Genomic DNA, 16430 nt, shown 5'->3' on the forward strand with positions numbered 1-16430 from the left:
AGATGAGTTTCACTGGATTTGCACAGCATGATTTCGATACCTTTGCTATAGAGGGTCTTGATGGACGTATGGAAGCCATTCGAGAGCGCATTCAGCCTAAATTCAAAGCATTAGGTGATTCTTTGGCCCAGGATTTGTCCGTCCTTTCCGGTACAGAAATGTTCCTACATATCGCTAAACACTTAAGACGCAAAGTGAATCCCCCAGTTGATACATGGTTGGCAATTTGTCCAAACAAACGAGGGTATAAACAGGTACCTCATTTCCAGGTTGGTCTATTTGATGATCGTGTATTTATTTGGTTAGCACTTATCTATGAGCTTCCGAATAAAAGTAACATTGCGACTACCTACATGAAAGAAATCGACCGTTTGCAGAAGGAGATTCCATCCGATTTCGTTCTTTCCTTCGACCATATGAAAAAAGACGTTACCTCTCTTGCCGATTTAGACCGCAGCGGCTGGAACGACGCACTCATTCGTTTCCGCGATGTTAAAAAAGCGGAGCTGTTAATCGGCCGCAACCTCAGTTTCAAGGATCCAGTGCTAGTGAAACCAGCTGAACTTGAATTGCTTATTAAACAAACCTTTGAGAAGCTTATCCCCCTTTACCAGATGGCTGTGAACGCAAAGTAAATCGGATTTATGGAAATTTTTATGTGGGACTAAGGTTCCTTTAAAGTAAAATTAACCCCTCCTGCACAGACTAAGCGCTGTAGTCCTAATCCAACAGGAAAGGAGGGATCCAACAAGTATGAACCCTACGTATATGAAAAAGCTAATGGCGAGCTCAATTGCTCTCACAATCGCTCTTGGCTGCAGTGCTCTTCCCTCCCTAACGGCTGCGGCTCAATCTCCTTCCGAAGATCAGGAGCAAACGATTCGTTTGCATCAGACCGACGAGAAGGAACAAGGCGGTCATCGCCGAAAATGGCCGATTGTCGATGAGTCTGCTACTGTCATCGGCATTGACAAAGAAGCGCTCGTTAAAGCACTGAAGAGCGGCAAAAGCATCGTTGAAGCAGCCGCTGACAAAGGCATCAATGAAGCCGACTTGACGGCCAAACTGCAGCAGCTTCGAACAGGTAAAATTGAAGCGGCTGTCAAAGACGGCAAGCTGACAGCAGATCAAGGCGAACACATGAAGATGAAGCTCAGTGAGCATTTGAAGTTCATCCTCAACGAGAAAAACTTGTTAGATGGTCATGATGGCCGAGGGAAGTGGCATAAGTTTGGACTGAAGCCGGATACAGAGAAGCTCGCTAAGACTCTCGGTCTGAGCACGGACGAACTTCACGCCCAGCTCCGCTCCGGCAAATCGCTGGCTGAGATTGCCCAGTCTAAGGGCATTTCGAAGGACAAGCTTGTGGCGTCCATAAAGGACCAATTAACCCCATCTATTGAGAAATGGGTTGACCGAAAAAAAGACGCGAAAGTCAAAGACTGATAGATGTAAGTGATAGCAAAAAGGCATTCCTCTGGGATGCCTTTTTGCTGTTTTAATTTATAAATCCATTTCAAAATAAATATTAAAAATGAGTGATTACTCACTTCTCAATTTTAATAAGATCGCGTATGATAAGTACATCAATACAAATGAGTGATTACTCACTCTGAAAGAGGTGCAAATCTATGACAACGGACATATCTATTCAAGTGCATAGTGTCAGCAAGCAATTTGACGAAAAGGTTGTTCTGAATGGCATTACTCTGGCTGTACCTAAAGCCCATATTTTCGGATTGCTCGGCCCTTCCGGATCAGGGAAAACAACGCTTGTACGTATGATTGCTGGCATTGATGTACCCACTTCTGGTACCGTTCATGTGCTTGGGCAGCAGATGCCCCAGTTAACGATGCTATCGCAAATCGGTTACATGGCGCAATCGGATGCCCTTTATGCAGAACTAACCGCTCAGGAGAATTTGGAGTTTTTCGCTTCTTTGTATGGGTTAACGGGTACAAAGCGCAATCAGCGCATCCATGACGTCATGGAGCTTGTTGATCTAGGCTCTCATTTGAAGAAGCAGATTTCCAACTATTCTGGAGGAATGAAGCGCCGCTTATCGCTCGCTATCTCTTTGCTGCATGAGCCAGGCATTCTAATTCTTGATGAGCCTACAGTGGGAATTGATCCCTTCTTGCGGAAATCAATTTGGCAAGAGTTGACGCATCTCAGTAAGCAGGGTACAACGATTCTCGTGACTACTCACGTGATGGATGAAGCTGACAAATGTCATCAGCTTGGGATGATCCGTGACGGCAGACTCACGGCTGTAGGAACACCGGATGAGTTGAAACAGGCAACTTCCTCCGCAACGATTGAAGAGGCATTCTTATATTATGGAGGTGTCAAGCAATGAGAATTCGTGCGATTGTGATCCGTATTTTACGCCAGTTCTTTCACGACAAACGAACTTTAATGATGATGCTTGTAGCTCCAATGTTAATTCTTTTTATGATGTCATTAGTGTTTAACGGCAACACCTATGTCCCTAAACTAGGCGCTGTCAATATCCCCGCTCCGCTCATTCAAAAACTGCAGGATCAAAATGCTGAAGTAATTGTCTACACGGCAGATGATGCCCAAACTGAGCTAGAAGCTGTACATTTAGATGCCGTCATTGCGATGAATGGGACAGCGCCGCAAGTGACTCTGGAAGGAAGTGACCCCAGTAAAAATAGAGCTGTGCTGTTCTTGCTGCAAAAAGCATTGCAAAGCGTCGTTCCAGCGAACCCCAACGTTAACTCAATCTCCAATTTACAAGCGCCAATCATCACCTACTTGCATGGCTCTGCCGATATGGCGGCTTTTGACAATTTCGGTCCTGTTCTCATCGGGTTTTTCGTCTTTTTCTTCGTCTTCCTGCTATCTGGCGTTTCCTTCTTGAGGGAACGAACCGGCGGAACCTTAGAACGACTGCTGGCTACACCGCTTCGTCGTTGGGAAATCGTTGTCGGCTATATTCTAGGCTTCGGTATATTTACAACACTCCAAGCAACGCTCATTGCATGGTTCGCCACTAGTGTGCTGGGTCTAATGATGGTCGGCTCTTTCTGGTATGTTTTGCTGATTACGGTCCTGCTGGCACTGGCTGCCCTATCACTAGGAACGCTGATTTCAGCTTTCGCAAACAATGAATTCCAGATGATTCAGTTCATTCCGCTTATTATCGTACCCCAAGTGTTCTTCTCAGGCTTATTCAGTCTCGATACGATGTCTGTATACCTTCGCTGGATCGGTGTCATTATGCCGCTTAAATACGGAGCTGATGCCCTACGGAATATTATGATCCGCGGTGCTGGTTGGGATCGCATTTGGTTGGACGTTCTCGTGTTAGCAGCATTCACGACTTGCTTCATGATCTTAAACATAGTGGCACTCAAGAAGCACCGTAAGATATAATGTTAGGATGTCCTATGTTACAATGCCAGTTTTGCTAAATGAAGAGGTGAATACATTGTCCCAAATCGAGCCATGGTTAACTGAACTTCTGCGTCTAAATGACGAAGAAGAGAAGATGACCGATAAACAGATAAAGATTGTTCAAGCGGCCGTTGAGATTTTCTCTGAGAAAGGGTTTGCAGGCTCCTCGACCAGTGAAATTGCCCAAAAAGCTGGCGTAGCGGAAGGTACCATTTTCCGTCACTATAAAACGAAAAAAGAACTGCTGCTCTCGATCGTTGCCCCCATCATGACGAAGCTCATTGCACCGTTTGCAGTGAAAGACTTTACCAATGTGTTGGAAGCTGATTATCCCGATGTTGAACAATTCTTACGCGCTATCACGGTGAACCGATTAGAATTCGCCCGCAAAAATTTTCCTGTTATTAAAATTTTCATGCATGAAATCCCTTTCCATACAGAGCTGCGTGAACAATTTAAAGAAACAGTTGCCGTATTAGTGCTGGAAAAAGCTTATAAAGCCATTCGTCAATTTCAGGCTGAGGGTCAATTAATCGAACTTCCCGAAGCAACTAGTATGCGGTTGATTGCCTCTACGATTATTGGCTTCCTGATTGCTCGATTTTTGTTAATGCCGGATTCGGAATGGGATGAACCCCAAGAAATCGAGCACACGATTAACTTCATCATGCACGGCTTATCGCCTCGCAAGCCATAGCTAGGCGTTACACAGAAAAAAGCTGCACACCAGTCTTCCCCTATTCGGGAAAATAGTGTACAGCTTTTTTTGCATTTGTCAGGCGGTTTGCTGCTGCGCGCGCGTCTGACGATCTACAAGTACGAAGCGCTGCAGCAGCAGGATCGCTGCTAAGCAGAGTACGCCGCCGATAATGAACGGCAGCGAATGCGCGATAGCGAATACCGCTCCTCCAAGGAGCGGGCCCGCAATGCGGCCTAGACTGTCCATAGAGGAGCTGAGGCCCGTCGCAACGCCCTGACCGACTTTCGTGCGCTGTGTAATCAGCGACGTCACACACGGGCGTATGAGGGCGTTACCTGCGCCGAAGACCGAGAGATAAATTGCAGCGGTCACCACGCTGCTAGAGTACAGCAGCAGGAAGAACCCTGCTGCCGATAGCAATAACCCAATGCCGATCACACGCTGCTCGGCTCCCTGTTTGACCAAGCGGCGTACAACGCCGCCTTGGATTAAGGCGCCAACAATACCGCTGGCTAAGAACATCATGCCGATATCGAATGGCGTTGCGCCAATCTTGTCCATTTGGTAATACTGCAGTGTCGCTTCCAACCCTGCCAATGTGAAAGATACGAAGAATGATAACACATAGAGATACTTCGATGCCCCAGCGAAAGCTGTCCATCTAGATGGAGCTTTCTCCTTCACGGAGGTGCGTTTGTCAACTGACAGCGATTCTTTAAGTATAGCAAATGCAAAAACAAAGGAGGCTAGTGCGAGTCCAGATGCTACAAAGAATGGAAGGTAGGTCCCCCATCGACTTAAAATCCCGCCGATAGCTGGACCGAAGATAAAGCCTAACCCAATCGACATCCCCACCATACCCATGCCTTTTGTCCGATTCTCAGCAGTTGTAATATCAGCTACATAAGCCACTGCGCAAGCCGTTGCTGCTCCTGAGAATAATCCGCCGAGAATGCGGGATACGTACATGATCCACAGATTACCGTCAGCGAATCCAAATATCAAAAAGCTAACACTAAACCCAAGAAGACCAATTAAAATAATCGGTCTGCGTCCTATGCGATCCGATAGTCCTCCCCAAATGGGGGACATGAGAAAAGAGGCTGCGGAATAAACCGACAATAGCAGCGCGTTATGATATTCAGCGCCTGCACCTTTAACAACTTCCGGCAGTACAGGAATGATGATCCCGAAACCTACGAATATAGTCATCAATAACAGCATGATGATTCCGATCTGTTTATTCATGATGCTTATAATCCTCCAAACGAAACATTTTTCCCTTATCGTACCATACCTTTTTTGGGGATGGAAATGAACATTTGGAGAACAAGCAGCAGTATTAGAACAAGGCCACTCATCAAGAATGGTGCATGATAGCCATACACATCCCAAATCTTACCGGAAACGATCGGCCCAATGATCATCCCCAGTCCTTCAATCGTTAGGAAGAAGCCCCACACTGCGCCTCGTTTCTCCGGTGGAATGGCTGAAGCAATAAGCGCATTCCAAGAAGGAATAATGAAGGCATAGCCCGCCCCAAGCACTGCAACCAAAGCATAAAGCATCATCATTGACTTCGCGAAGGTAAACAGCAGGAGTGCAGAAGCGCTTAGCATAAATCCTGCTACCAAAAATGGGCGAATGCCTAGACGATCAACCAATTTCCCCATCGGAACTAAGAAAATGACAGTTACAGCTCCGCCCGCAATTAGAAACATGCTGTACTGAAAAGATGTAAGCATCAATACCTCTTTGGCATAGAGTGTGAGAATGGGTGTCAGTATACCAAGAGCGAAAGTTTGCAGGAACATCGCGGGGAATAACAGCGGGCTAACAGACATAGAGCGCCGTACTTCACTTAAATATGTTGTTATCCGATTCCAGAGTGGCGCAGCAGCATGGTTAGAAACCAACGCTTTCTCTACCCTGCCCTCTCCATCCGTTCTTACCACGCCATTCTTTCTTGGAAGCATGAGCGCAACAATAACGACAACCGTCATACACCCGATCAATAATCGAAATGCGGTACTGTAGTTATTTTCGCCAACGAAAAAGTTAATAGCTACCGGTCCCAGTCCAACGCCTGAGAGCCAAGCCATATAGACAACGCTCATGATCGTGGCTTTACCATCATCGCCGGCCACTTCCGTCGTTCCTGTGATCACACAGGGCCATAATGGCGCCGTACCAAAGCCAAGAAGCGCACATCCAACGATCATCCATATATACTGGGAAGTCGTTGCAATTAGAATGACCGAAACAAATGTCAGGAGCACACCGGTAAGCATGGTTGTTCGGTAACCCAACTTGTCAATAATCCAGCCAACGGGTGTACGAAGCACATTATCACCAATATATTGAGCAGCTAGCGTCCAGCCGATAATAAATGCGGAAGCACCTAATGTCGTTTTCATATAAACGGGTAAAATCGTTAAAAGTAAGGCTCCCTTCACAAATTCGACGACAAACATAATAATTAACAATTCGATCACAAATGGGGAAAACAAGCGATTATTCCGCCATTTTTGTATCCAAACCATATGATTTCTCCTTATTTTGGCGTATTTTAACAAGTTGCTGTTAGTTTTACCTGAACTAGCACAAACTATTTTGAGAAAACCTTTATCGAGGTAATTCAAAGATGAGCGACCGCGTTTATAATGTAGGTTTTATCGCCAATAAGAAAGTAGGTTTTCGGAACCGAAAACCTACTTTTTCTTATGTGGACAAAAAATTAGCTTGCATGAAATCTCTATTTTGATATACTCATTTTGTTTGTTGCATTGTTCGACAAGCAATCCACTATAGAAGGGAAGCGATAATCAGGTGGATCATACCCGTACCCCCCTGTTCACTGCACTGCTCACACATGCTGAGAAAAATCCAATTCAATTCCATATTCCAGGCCATAAAAAAGGAGTCGGCATGGACCCGGAGTTTCGTTCCTTTATTGGGGACAACGCGCTGTCTATCGACCTCATCAATATAGCACCGCTGGATGACCTTCATCAACCAATGGGCGTGATTGAAGAAGCCCAGAAGCTTGCTGCAGACGCCTATGGAGCGGATCACACGTTCTTCTCCGTCCAAGGGACAAGCGGCGCCATTATGACCATGATTATGACCGTTTGTTCGGAAGGCGATAAAATTATCGTTCCGCGGAATGTACATAAATCCGTCTTGGCCGCGATTATTTTCGTAGGCGCTAAGCCCGTGTTCATCCAACCTGCCCGCGATAAAAACTTAGGTATTGATCACGGAATTCCGACACGTTCTGTTCGCCGCGCACTGGAAAAGCATCCAGATGCCAAAGCTGTTCTAGTCATCAATCCAACCTACTATGGTGTATGTACCGATCTTAAAGAGATTGTTGACCTTGTTCATAGCTATAACATGCCTGTCCTTGTGGATGAAGCACATGGCGTGCTCATTCATTTCCATGACAAATTGCCAATGTCTGCGATGGAAGCCGGAGCCGATATGGCCGCGACCAGCGTGCATAAGCTAGGTGGTTCCATGACACAAAGTTCAGTACTCAACGTGAAAGGGAATCGTGTTAATCCAAAGCGAATCCAGACCATTATTTCGATGCTTACAACAACTTCAACTTCCTATATATTGTTAGCCTCATTAGATACTGCACGCAGACATTTGGCGTTAAATGGCTATGCAATGGCCGAGCGCACGATAGAACTTGCACAGTACACAAGAAAACAGATCAACGAAATCAGCAACCTCTACTGCTTCGGGGAAGAGATTCTGGGTGAAGAAGCGACTTACAACTATGATCCGACGAAAATATGCGTTCACGTACGCAAGCTTGGCATCACTGGCTTTGAAGTTGAGAACTGGCTGCGCGATCATTACAATATTGAAGTCGAAATGAGCGACATGTACAACATCCTGTGTCTTATAACGCCGGGTGATACCCAAGAAAATGTAGATACCTTACTGGAAGCCTTACGCGAGCTCTCTCATATGAATGATGATGTTGTTGAGGTGAAGGAAGTCGTCATCAAAGTTCCTGCGATTCCACAATTAACCTTAACACCACGGGACGCCTTCTATGGCGAAACCGAAATACTCCCATTCAAAGACGCTGCTGACCGCATTATTGCTGAATTTATTTATGTGTATCCGCCCGGAATTCCCATTTTGCTTCCAGGTGAAGTGATAACCCAAGAGCTTATTGATTACATTGTGGAGCATGTGGAAGTTGGGTTGCCTGTAAAAGGACCTGAGGACCGCAGTGTTCAAAATGTGAAGGTTATCGTAGAAACACAAGCGATTTTCTAGTATCCTCCTAGAGGTGTGTATATATTGTAAAACCGTTTACATGATGCTATGATGTTGGTGATGTTTAGCGAATGAGGTGAACAAGGAATGGCTCAAAGCGCTTATATTAAATTCGTAACAGGATCCATAGTTGCCGCACTCACCTTAGATGAACTAAAGGAAAGGCTGCTGCATTACCGTGATCAGCTCAGTCAGACAGCCAAGCAGCTTGGCTGGGAGTATGATGAGGCCGGATTCCCTTATACCATTGAGACGAAGCCGGAAGGCGAAGGCAAATGGTTCTACCTGAAAGGTATCAATCCTTTATACAAATATATTGTGATTGGTGTTGGGAATGAGCAGATCCAAGAGAAAGAGCAGCATTATGTGCAAGTCGTGTTGCCCGACGACGCCACGCATGGCGACAAAAGCAAGGGCAATGAATTCTGCAAATACCTTAGTAAACTGCTGAAAGCTGAACTTCATCTATTTAACGGCAGAATCATGTATTTCAATCCTAGAAAATGAATGTATGCAAACAGAAACCCCCTAACAGATTATTCTGCTAGGGGGTTCTTATGTATAGCTCTTATTCTTCGCCTTCTTGAGCTACGATCTCATTGTAAATAGTCACTACACGTTCCCACTCTTCTTCATCTTCAATGTTGACAAGGAAGGCATCGTCGTCCTCTTCTTCAACACGGAAAATAACACCGTCAGCTTCAGGATCGTTGCGATCGAGCAAAACAGCATAAGCCTGCTCTTGAGATTGGAAGGTGTAAACCATCACCATCTCATGCTCTTCACCGTTCTCGTCCGTTACGATAAAAACATCTTCCCCTTGCTCGTGATCGTGGTCACAGTCCGGGCCGTGTACATGATCATGCTTATCATCGCTCACAGGCAGAACCTCATTTCGTCGAATAATTAGTTACCTAATTATCCTAACATTTTCATAATAAGAGGTCAAACCACTTTCGAGTTTGCTTTTCCTACTCGGATTGAATCTGCTTCTCTGATACGACTGAGTAGTCGTTAGAACCATCTTGCTTCATAGCAAATTTAACGACGTACGTACCCGCCTCATTAAAAGAAACGCCATACAAAGGTACTTTCAGCCAAAACGATTCTTTGGATTCTGAGATTGATTTCACAACCGGTGTAATCACGCTCTTCCCACTTGGTGATACAACAGAAACCCGTACAGAATTAATGCTTGTCTTCAAATTATCAACTTGAGCAAAAACGATAAAATCTGCTTCTTTGCCGCGCTCTACAACACCAAAAGGAACGATGGCGGAGTCTTTACGCACCTCAGTCGTAAAGAACATGTGTACATTTGGTTTGTATAAGTAGGCAGTCTTGTTCGAGTTATCCCATTTCACCAATGCTTGAAGCGCATCACTTACTGCGCGCAGCGGCAGAACGGTTTTACCATCAACAATAAGAGGCGGAACATCTGTATCCCCGAATTCCACTGTCTCTTCATTAACGATTAATCGGGCAATATTATTACCTTTAAAATCCCCCCATATCGATGAAGCCACCACTGCAGCCGTACTTAGAACAAAAAACATCAGCATCAACGCTAATATCCGTTGAACTTTCATTCGCGTAACCTCCAGCTCTTGTTAGTAATCTTTGTGTCTGCATCTTTATACTCCAATGATTAAGAAGAGTTGCGATGATTTTATAATTTTGATAAAAAAGCTAGAACACGTTGTGTATAGGCTTCCGGTTGCATGTGATAGGAGCCGACATGCCCCGCTTTTTGTGTGACCCAAAGTTCAAATGTATCCGGATGACGGCTCCACATTCCTTCACTGTTGGACCAAGGAATAGCCTCATCATCTCGACTATGAATAAAAAGAATCGGCCTAGGATAAATGTGATCTACCGCGGCAAGTGCATCAACCCGATGAGGGTTGATACCAATTAATCTAGGTAAAATAAGTAGAATTAGAGGTGTAAAAGGAAACCGAGGGAGCCTAGACCATACAGGCAGATTGTCCTTCAAATAAGGACTAAGCTGACTAAAAGCGCTATCTGTTATGACCCCTAATACAGCTCTTTCTTCGGCTGCTGCTAAGATGGAAGTACTTCCTCCCATTGAAAAGCCAATCAAGCAGATTTGACTTGGTTCGCGCTCCTGAACCCAGTCGATAGCACCGAGTACATCTTGTTTTTCCAAAAAGCCAACCGTCGTTATTTTCCCCTCCGATCTCCCCGAGTTCCGAAAATCAAACATAAGCACATGATATCCTGCTTCGGCAATGGATTTAGCCAAGGCCAACGCCGGAAGCCCTTTTTCCAGACGTGTTCCTGCATAACCATGAGACATAATAACGGTCATTGGAATAGCATCAGTTGGCGTATAAGGAGACTTCATGAACCATCCATCTAATCGAACATCTCTTGATCGGCTTAGGAAACTAATATTCTCCATGTGCAACCCAATAGTCGTCGGGCGATACATCAACCGGCTTACGTTGCGGATGTGTGAGCTGCCAACCTACATAGACCGATATACCTATTAGAGCTAGACAGACAAGTACGATCAAAATACTACTAATCATCCAAATCATAAAGTAATCAACACCTTTTAATTAATGGTTGAAATTCCGCAACCTCCCATGCTACATTAGAAAAGATGGTTTTTGTCGAACAATGGAGGCTGCTGAATGAGTTTGCAAATTCAAATGTTGGGAACCGGCAGTGCGTTTGCCAAAACATTTTACAATACAAGCGCATTAATCCGTTCTAATGAACTGAACATCCTAATCGACTGCGGGGCAACAACGCCTAGATCGCTACATGACATCGGTGTACATCCTGACCAAATTGATGGTATCATCATTTCGCACATTCATGCCGATCATGTGGGCGGATTAGAAGAAATTGCCTTTCGATTGTTATACCAATATAAGAGTAAGAAAACCAAACTTTTCCTAACAGAATCGCTAGCAGGAGTCCTTTGGGAAAACACGCTAAAAGGCGGCATGTATAATCCCACAGACGGCTTCAGCAGACTAGAGGATTATTTCGAAGTCATCCATATCGAAGAAAATGTACCTGCTAACATCCTACCTGGGCTAACCATTGAATTTATTTCCACACTTCACATACCTCATAAGCTTAACTACTCACTTTTTATCAATGGCCGAACGTTCTATAGTGCTGATACCCAATTTAATAAGGAACTTCTCATTCAAGAAATTGTTAACAAAAGAAACTGTCATACCATTTTACACGATTGCCAACTAAGCGGGAACGGTTTTATTCATGCTACATTGGAAGAACTGCTTACCTTGCCTGACTATGTACAGGAGCGAATCTATCTGATGCATTATGACGATGCTATGATGAATTTTGTTGGAAAAACAGGGAGGATGACTTTCATCCATCAGCATGAAGTGATTGAAATTCCTGAATAATTTTTTTGCGATCAAAACCTAGGGATGAATTGTCCTTAAGGTTTTTTTTGAGAAGAAGCGAGATTTCAATTTTGTTTACTATTGTTAGAAGGGATTTAGTTCATAGACAGAGAACATGTCACAAGGTGTAAGAAACCTCTATGGAGGCCATTCAAAGATGAGCGACCGCGTTTAGTTACATTCAGGAGATGATATGGTGGTTATCAATTGGATTTTTTATGTCTATGCTCTTGTTTTTTGTCTATACACAACTATTTTGCATACTGCACTTAACATACCCTTACTTGTTGTAGGATTGCTCCTTTACATCATCAGTCTTAGGTTTCAAATGCAGCATGCGGCATTCCCTTGGCTTCGCCTACTTTTCATTGGATTTTTACATTACATCGGACATTCGAATCTATGTCTTCCCTTGTACATACTAACACTTTCCTTCGATATTTATAAAGAAGAAAGCCGCAAAAAATCTTGGTTGTTAGCTGCGTCCTATTCACTCATTTATATTTGCAATGTTTATCTCATTATTGGTTTTTCCAGTAAGAACATACTATGGATTCATGCTCTTAATAGTATACTTGATTTTACAGCGGTAGCCTTATTCACACGAGCAGCTTATTCTACCATTAGACAAGCAGATTCATTAAGAAATGAACGATATTTATATGCGCAAAAGGATTCGCTAACAGGATTATATAATTACGAAGAGTCACATCGCAGATTGGAACAATACATACAGCAAAAGCAAAGTCTAGTCCTTATCCTTATTGATTGTACGGATCTGAAGGCAATGAATACGACTCGCGGGTTTCAAGCGGGTAATTTCATTTTGAAGCAAATGGCAGACCTCCTGCAAATCTTGTTTATTGACTCCCTCTTTATAGCAAGATACGGTGGTGATGAGTTCGCTGTCGTCATGCCGCTTCATCCAGATCATGATTTAACCACTTCTTTCAAGCTAAAGCTTGATTCTGAACTCCCTAAATTGACTGGCATTCAAATCACGTATGGGATTGCAAGTTATCCGTTAGAGGGTTTGACGAAGGATGATCTCATTTTATTAGCCGAGCATAACTTATTCATGAAGAAACGCGAATCATGGTTAAAGCGCGAAGAGCATATGCTCAGATCGGAAAAACTGAGAGTCGTCGGTGAACTTGCTTCCGGGATGGCTCATGAAATTCGAAATCCATTGACAACGATAAAGGGATTTTTGCAAATTTCCAAGGCAAATGGTTACAATATTGAAAATTGGTATGCTATGATCATGGATGAAATTGATCGGATGAGTGAATTAACAGCTGAATTCCTCCAATTCTCAAAGCCCCATCGCATTGATTTCCAGGTCGATTCACTCCATGAGTGTGTACTCAAGGTTATTGCCTTGATGGAATCAGAAGCTACTCGTTTCGGCCACGAAATTCATTATCAAGAATGGATGGATCCGACCTTCGTATGGATGGACCAAGATAAAATGATACAGTTATTGCTAAACATTATTAAAAATGCCTGCGAAGCCATGGAAGAAAATGGCATAATCGACATGAAATTAAGCCGCGATCCGAAGAACGCGACGTTAATTATTTCAGATAACGGCCCAGGTATTCCAAGTGAACAGTTGGAGAAAATCTTCCATCCCTTCTTCACGACAAAAGCAACCGGTACCGGACTTGGATTATCTATTTGCTATAAAATCGTTCAAGATCACCAAGGGACCTTGGAAGTTGAGAGCGAACTAGGAAAAGGCACTCGGTTTATCATAACCTTCCCATTAGTTGATGAAAATTCACAGAATGAAAAAACCGCTATTCTTTAAAGCGGTTTTTTCATTCTGACATGTAAGATGCCAGCATCGTAAAAAGGTTCAACCGAGATGACTTTATAGCCAAGTTGGCTATAAAAGCCCTCTGCTTGACATTGTGCGTCGAGGATCGCATTTGTACAATGCTTTTCGCGAGCTTGCTGTTCCATGGCAAGAATCATTTGTTTACCTAGGGATTGACCTCTGTATTCTTTCAAAACCGCTACCCGCTGCAGTTTAGCCGTCTGAGGTTGATATTCATACCAACGAGCTGCTGCAACAGGTTGATCTCCATCTAACATAAGAAAATGATGGCACGCTTCAGGTGATTCATCCTTTTCATCGATTTCCTCGTGCTCAGGTACTTGCTGTTCTTCAACGAACACTTTGTACCGTACTCCAAAACAGGCTTGTAATTGATCTTTCGTTGTGACTCGAATGATTTCCATGTGAACTTCTTCCTTTCTAAGAACATTTCTTGATCTTATCCCATTCAAGAAAAGTTGTCCACATGTACCGTTCATACTATTTCTTGTTTTCCAGCATATAACTAAAAGCACCTATGGCAATACCTAGAAGCGCTCCCCCTACGACTTCTCTAGGTAAATGACCTAATCGTTCCTTTAAAGCTTTTCGTCTTCGTGCATGGTACAAACCTGGATGCTGTTTAGCCAATCTCTCGACTTGCTCATCGAGGTCATTCACTTCAACCGCAATCTCGCCAGCAGCTCGCCGGATCCCCATCGCATCATACATGACGACCGCTCCGAAAACGGAACTCACGGCAAAATCGATCGCAGAAAGACCTCTTCTCATCGCTATATAGGTTGCAAGCGCAGATACCCCCGAGGAGTGTGAGCTTGGCATCCCTCCTGTTTGGGTCAGCTGCGACCAATCCCACTTTCCAGTTTTCAAATAGAAAAGTGGCAATTTCATTACTTGAGCAGTACCAATTCCAATCACTGCTGTTGTCAATGCTCGATTCATTACTTTCACCTCACTTCTAGCATCCATCACAGGTTTAGATTCTATTCGAAAAGTTTGATACAATAGAAATGTTGACCCTGCATGACAAGCAAATAAAGTTTTCCAACGAAAAACTCAGCCTATGCTTACGAAGAAAGTTTTCCTACGGAAAACTCTAAGGAGTGTTAATTAATGAATATTGCTTTTTTCCTTTTACCTAAATCCGAAGTTATAACAACGACAATGCAAGCAACGCTTCGTCAAACATTAGAACGTATGGAATATCACCGTTATACGGCTGTGCCTATTCTTTCCGATGATGGTCATTATGTAGGTACGGTTACCGAGGGAGATTTATTGTGGTTTCTTAAAAATTCAGACGGAATTGGCTTCGAAAATGCTCACCGCCATGTGCTGGCCGAGGTTCCTCTGCGTGTACAAAATAAACCGGTTCATATTCATGCCGAAATGGTCGATCTTATCGATTTGGCCAAAGTGCAAAACTTCGTTCCGATTGTAGATGATTCCGATAAATTCATCGGGATCGTTCGTAGAAGCGAGATTATCGAATACTGCGCGAAGCAGCTCGTGTTTAAATCCCCCTCCGCTGCAGGAGAGAGGTAGTCCAAGCGCTATGAAGTAAGTAAATGACTTGTGTAATCAAATAAGCGCTGCTCAGCATCAGAAATGGAAGCATACCATACACATAGCGATCCACCGGAATAAACACCATATGGACAACTAAGAACAAGAGAAATGCCATTGTCAAATATTGAATCGAAGGCTTGCGAAAGCTGAAAATGATCATCGCTATGCTACCTGCAGCAATTAAGAAAGTATGCAACTGTGTTAATGCATTCGCATACCACGCCGGTACGGAAAAAGGATAAGGTCCCACCCACATCGTTTTAAAAAATACAAGCAATTTTCCTATTGTCATCCATTTCATCCATAACAACGGTTCCTCAACCAAACCTTCTTTTATTCGTCTCACACCTTCAGCGAACTGATTATCTGTATCGATATGGTCCCAATCGATTGTTCCTTGGAAGTACGGGTCCGTTCCTCCAAGGAACGGATTGCCCGCTTCCCCTTTGGCGATAAAAATAAAAGAATGAAAAGTCATCCAATTCCGAATCCACCAAGGCATCATGATACAGGCAAAAGACGCAGCTGCAAGCAATCCATAGGCTGCGTCTATTTTCTTCGTTCTCACCCAAAGAAACATATAGGGAACAACAGCTAGGGGAAGTACATTCGGACGAATGAGGACGCAAACCCCAAGTAGAGCCCCCATCCAGAGATGATCCCGCCATTTGTTATCTTGTATGATGCGCACCTGCATGTAAAGTAGACCCGTAAAAACAGTCAAAAACGGAACCTCCGTCAAGATGAGTGAAGTTGACCAGACGTAGGAAGGATATACCGCGGCAAAAGTACCGGCGATTAGCCCTGTTATGGGGTTAAACAACCTTTTTCCAATCAGAAATAGGAATAGAATCGCTCCTAGTGAAATAAAGCAGTTCATGATACGAACGACCATTAATGCCGGCTCCAGTTGTTCATGGCCTGTAAGGCTAAATACAGCCCCTAAGAGCAGCGGAAATCCGGGTGTCACGAGTGAGTTAGACACAGTATCGCGATAGGCAAATATGCCTTTTTCGAGCAATTGAATTGCTGTCTTCGTGTACTCTAATTGATCCCACTCTAGTGGTGGGTATTCAGCTTCAAGCACATAGTGTAAGCGTATATACAAAGCTGCAGCCATGAGCACCAGCAAGCCAAGCCAAACTCCGCGTTTCATAAGACCCTACTCTCCTTAATGGACGA

19 protein-coding genes are annotated in these 16430 nt (G+C 43.9%); 10 read left to right on the forward strand and 9 right to left on the reverse strand.

Translation table 11 applies throughout. From position 1 onward, the window contains the following. Positions 1-2 precede the first annotated feature (2 nt). The 5 genes from QFZ77_RS26420 to QFZ77_RS26440 all read left to right on the forward strand — a co-directional run bounded on the left by QFZ77_RS26420 (position 3) and on the right by QFZ77_RS26440 (position 4121). Positions 3-635: a YktB family protein gene (locus QFZ77_RS26420; protein WP_307443944.1), complete on the forward strand. Its 633-nt coding sequence runs from the start codon at positions 3-5 to the stop codon at positions 633-635. A 118-nt stretch (positions 636-753) separates the two neighbouring features. Continuing rightward, on the forward strand, positions 754-1446 hold the full coding sequence (locus tag QFZ77_RS26425) for a hypothetical protein (RefSeq protein ID WP_307443946.1): 693 nt from the start codon (positions 754-756) through the stop codon (positions 1444-1446). A 185-nt stretch (positions 1447-1631) separates the two neighbouring features. Then, entirely contained in the window at positions 1632-2360 is a 729-nt protein-coding gene (locus tag QFZ77_RS26430; RefSeq protein ID WP_307443948.1) for an ABC transporter ATP-binding protein, read from the forward strand. Continuing rightward, positions 2357-3403: an ABC transporter permease gene (locus QFZ77_RS26435; RefSeq protein ID WP_307443951.1), complete on the forward strand. Its 1047-nt coding sequence runs from the start codon at positions 2357-2359 to the stop codon at positions 3401-3403. Before QFZ77_RS26430 ends, QFZ77_RS26435 begins: the two co-directional genes overlap by 4 nt. Before the next feature lie 22 nt (positions 3404-3425). Then, on the forward strand, positions 3426-4121 hold the full coding sequence (locus QFZ77_RS26440; protein ID WP_307443953.1) for a TetR/AcrR family transcriptional regulator: 696 nt from the start codon (positions 3426-3428) through the stop codon (positions 4119-4121). Positions 4122-4199: 78 nt separating this feature from the next. Here QFZ77_RS26440 and QFZ77_RS26445 read toward each other — a convergent pair whose 3' ends face one another. Together QFZ77_RS26445 and QFZ77_RS26450 are read right to left on the reverse strand one after the other, a co-directional pair. Then, the gene (locus QFZ77_RS26445) at positions 4200-5372 is read right to left on the reverse strand and encodes an MFS transporter (protein WP_171688374.1); all 1173 of its coding nucleotides are present in this window, start codon (positions 5370-5372) and stop codon (positions 4200-4202) included. Positions 5373-5407: 35 nt separating this feature from the next. After that, positions 5408-6667, reverse strand: a complete 1260-nt coding sequence (locus QFZ77_RS26450; protein WP_307443956.1) for an MFS transporter — start codon at positions 6665-6667, stop codon at positions 5408-5410. A 286-nt stretch (positions 6668-6953) separates the two neighbouring features. On the opposite strand from QFZ77_RS26450, the gene QFZ77_RS26455 reads away from it, so the two are divergent. After that, positions 6954-8423 (forward strand): aminotransferase class I/II-fold pyridoxal phosphate-dependent enzyme, encoded by a 1470-nt coding sequence (locus tag QFZ77_RS26455; RefSeq protein WP_307443959.1) that lies wholly within the window; start codon positions 6954-6956, stop codon positions 8421-8423. A gap of 87 nt (positions 8424-8510) precedes the next feature. Next, positions 8511-8930: a DUF1885 family protein gene (locus tag QFZ77_RS26460; RefSeq protein ID WP_307443961.1), complete on the forward strand. Its 420-nt coding sequence runs from the start codon at positions 8511-8513 to the stop codon at positions 8928-8930. 61 nt (positions 8931-8991) lie between these two features. Here QFZ77_RS26460 and QFZ77_RS26465 read toward each other — a convergent pair whose 3' ends face one another. From QFZ77_RS26465 to QFZ77_RS26480, 4 genes are all read right to left on the reverse strand, one after another. After that, positions 8992-9303 carry a DUF1292 domain-containing protein gene (locus QFZ77_RS26465; RefSeq protein WP_047672482.1) on the reverse strand — a complete coding sequence of 104 codons (312 nt, stop codon included), beginning with the start codon at positions 9301-9303 and terminating at the stop codon, positions 8992-8994. Positions 9304-9394: 91 nt separating this feature from the next. After that, entirely contained in the window at positions 9395-10012 is a 618-nt protein-coding gene (locus tag QFZ77_RS26470; protein ID WP_307443965.1) for a stalk domain-containing protein, read from the reverse strand. Between the two features lie 80 nt (positions 10013-10092). Continuing rightward, positions 10093-10791 (reverse strand): alpha/beta hydrolase, encoded by a 699-nt coding sequence (locus QFZ77_RS26475; RefSeq protein WP_307443967.1) that lies wholly within the window; start codon positions 10789-10791, stop codon positions 10093-10095. A gap of 43 nt (positions 10792-10834) precedes the next feature. Beyond that, complete coding sequence (locus tag QFZ77_RS26480) at positions 10835-10987, reverse strand: hypothetical protein (protein WP_307443968.1); 153 nt, start codon at positions 10985-10987, stop codon at positions 10835-10837. Positions 10988-11083: 96 nt separating this feature from the next. Between QFZ77_RS26480 and QFZ77_RS26485 the strand changes: the two genes are divergently transcribed. Together QFZ77_RS26485 and QFZ77_RS26490 are read left to right on the forward strand one after the other, a co-directional pair. Beyond that, positions 11084-11836 (forward strand): MBL fold metallo-hydrolase, encoded by a 753-nt coding sequence (locus QFZ77_RS26485; RefSeq protein WP_307443971.1) that lies wholly within the window; start codon positions 11084-11086, stop codon positions 11834-11836. 193 nt (positions 11837-12029) lie between these two features. Next, complete coding sequence (locus QFZ77_RS26490) at positions 12030-13649, forward strand: ATP-binding protein (protein ID WP_307443973.1); 1620 nt, start codon at positions 12030-12032, stop codon at positions 13647-13649. Here the strand turns inward: QFZ77_RS26490 and QFZ77_RS26495 are convergent. Beyond that, the gene (locus QFZ77_RS26495; RefSeq protein ID WP_307443976.1) at positions 13646-14083 is read right to left on the reverse strand and encodes a GNAT family N-acetyltransferase; all 438 of its coding nucleotides are present in this window, start codon (positions 14081-14083) and stop codon (positions 13646-13648) included. The two genes, QFZ77_RS26490 and QFZ77_RS26495, sit on opposite strands and share 4 nt — an antisense overlap. 76 nt (positions 14084-14159) lie before the next feature. Beyond that, positions 14160-14621, reverse strand: a complete 462-nt coding sequence (locus tag QFZ77_RS26500; RefSeq protein WP_307443978.1) for a divergent PAP2 family protein — start codon at positions 14619-14621, stop codon at positions 14160-14162. Between the two features lie 171 nt (positions 14622-14792). On the opposite strand from QFZ77_RS26500, the gene QFZ77_RS26505 reads away from it, so the two are divergent. Next, positions 14793-15224 (forward strand): CBS domain-containing protein, encoded by a 432-nt coding sequence (locus QFZ77_RS26505; RefSeq protein WP_307443980.1) that lies wholly within the window; start codon positions 14793-14795, stop codon positions 15222-15224. On the opposite strand, the gene QFZ77_RS26510 is transcribed toward QFZ77_RS26505, so the two are convergent. Next, the gene (locus tag QFZ77_RS26510; RefSeq protein WP_307443983.1) at positions 15193-16404 is read right to left on the reverse strand and encodes an ArnT family glycosyltransferase; all 1212 of its coding nucleotides are present in this window, start codon (positions 16402-16404) and stop codon (positions 15193-15195) included. The genes QFZ77_RS26505 and QFZ77_RS26510 overlap by 32 nt on opposite strands. Positions 16405-16430: the final 26 nt, after the last annotated feature.

The sequence above is a fragment of the Paenibacillus sp. V4I3 genome (assembly GCF_030817215.1).
In the GTDB taxonomy this organism is placed as follows: Bacteria; Bacillota; Bacilli; order Paenibacillales; family NBRC-103111; genus Paenibacillus_E.

Coding starts and splice junctions, on each gene's coding strand:
- QFZ77_RS26420 (WP_307443944.1), top strand. CDS start 3: ATGAGTTTCACTGGATTTGCACAGCATGATTTCGATACCTTTGCTATA.
- QFZ77_RS26425 (WP_307443946.1), top strand. CDS start 754: ATGAACCCTACGTATATGAAAAAGCTAATGGCGAGCTCAATTGCTCTC.
- QFZ77_RS26430 (WP_307443948.1), top strand. CDS start 1,632: ATGACAACGGACATATCTATTCAAGTGCATAGTGTCAGCAAGCAATTT.
- QFZ77_RS26435 (WP_307443951.1), top strand. CDS start 2,357: ATGAGAATTCGTGCGATTGTGATCCGTATTTTACGCCAGTTCTTTCAC.
- QFZ77_RS26440 (WP_307443953.1), top strand. CDS start 3,426: ATGCCAGTTTTGCTAAATGAAGAGGTGAATACATTGTCCCAAATCGAG.
- QFZ77_RS26445 (WP_171688374.1), bottom strand. CDS start 5,372: ATGAATAAACAGATCGGAATCATCATGCTGTTATTGATGACTATATTC.
- QFZ77_RS26450 (WP_307443956.1), bottom strand. CDS start 6,667: ATGGTTTGGATACAAAAATGGCGGAATAATCGCTTGTTTTCCCCATTT.
- QFZ77_RS26460 (WP_307443961.1), top strand. CDS start 8,511: ATGGCTCAAAGCGCTTATATTAAATTCGTAACAGGATCCATAGTTGCC.
- QFZ77_RS26470 (WP_307443965.1), bottom strand. CDS start 10,012: ATGAAAGTTCAACGGATATTAGCGTTGATGCTGATGTTTTTTGTTCTA.
- QFZ77_RS26475 (WP_307443967.1), bottom strand. CDS start 10,791: ATGAAGTCTCCTTATACGCCAACTGATGCTATTCCAATGACCGTTATT.
- QFZ77_RS26480 (WP_307443968.1), bottom strand. CDS start 10,987: ATGATTTGGATGATTAGTAGTATTTTGATCGTACTTGTCTGTCTAGCT.
- QFZ77_RS26485 (WP_307443971.1), top strand. CDS start 11,084: ATGAGTTTGCAAATTCAAATGTTGGGAACCGGCAGTGCGTTTGCCAAA.
- QFZ77_RS26490 (WP_307443973.1), top strand. CDS start 12,030: ATGGTGGTTATCAATTGGATTTTTTATGTCTATGCTCTTGTTTTTTGT.
- QFZ77_RS26495 (WP_307443976.1), bottom strand. CDS start 14,083: ATGGAAATCATTCGAGTCACAACGAAAGATCAATTACAAGCCTGTTTT.
- QFZ77_RS26500 (WP_307443978.1), bottom strand. CDS start 14,621: ATGAATCGAGCATTGACAACAGCAGTGATTGGAATTGGTACTGCTCAA.
- QFZ77_RS26505 (WP_307443980.1), top strand. CDS start 14,793: ATGAATATTGCTTTTTTCCTTTTACCTAAATCCGAAGTTATAACAACG.
- QFZ77_RS26510 (WP_307443983.1), bottom strand. CDS start 16,404: ATGAAACGCGGAGTTTGGCTTGGCTTGCTGGTGCTCATGGCTGCAGCT.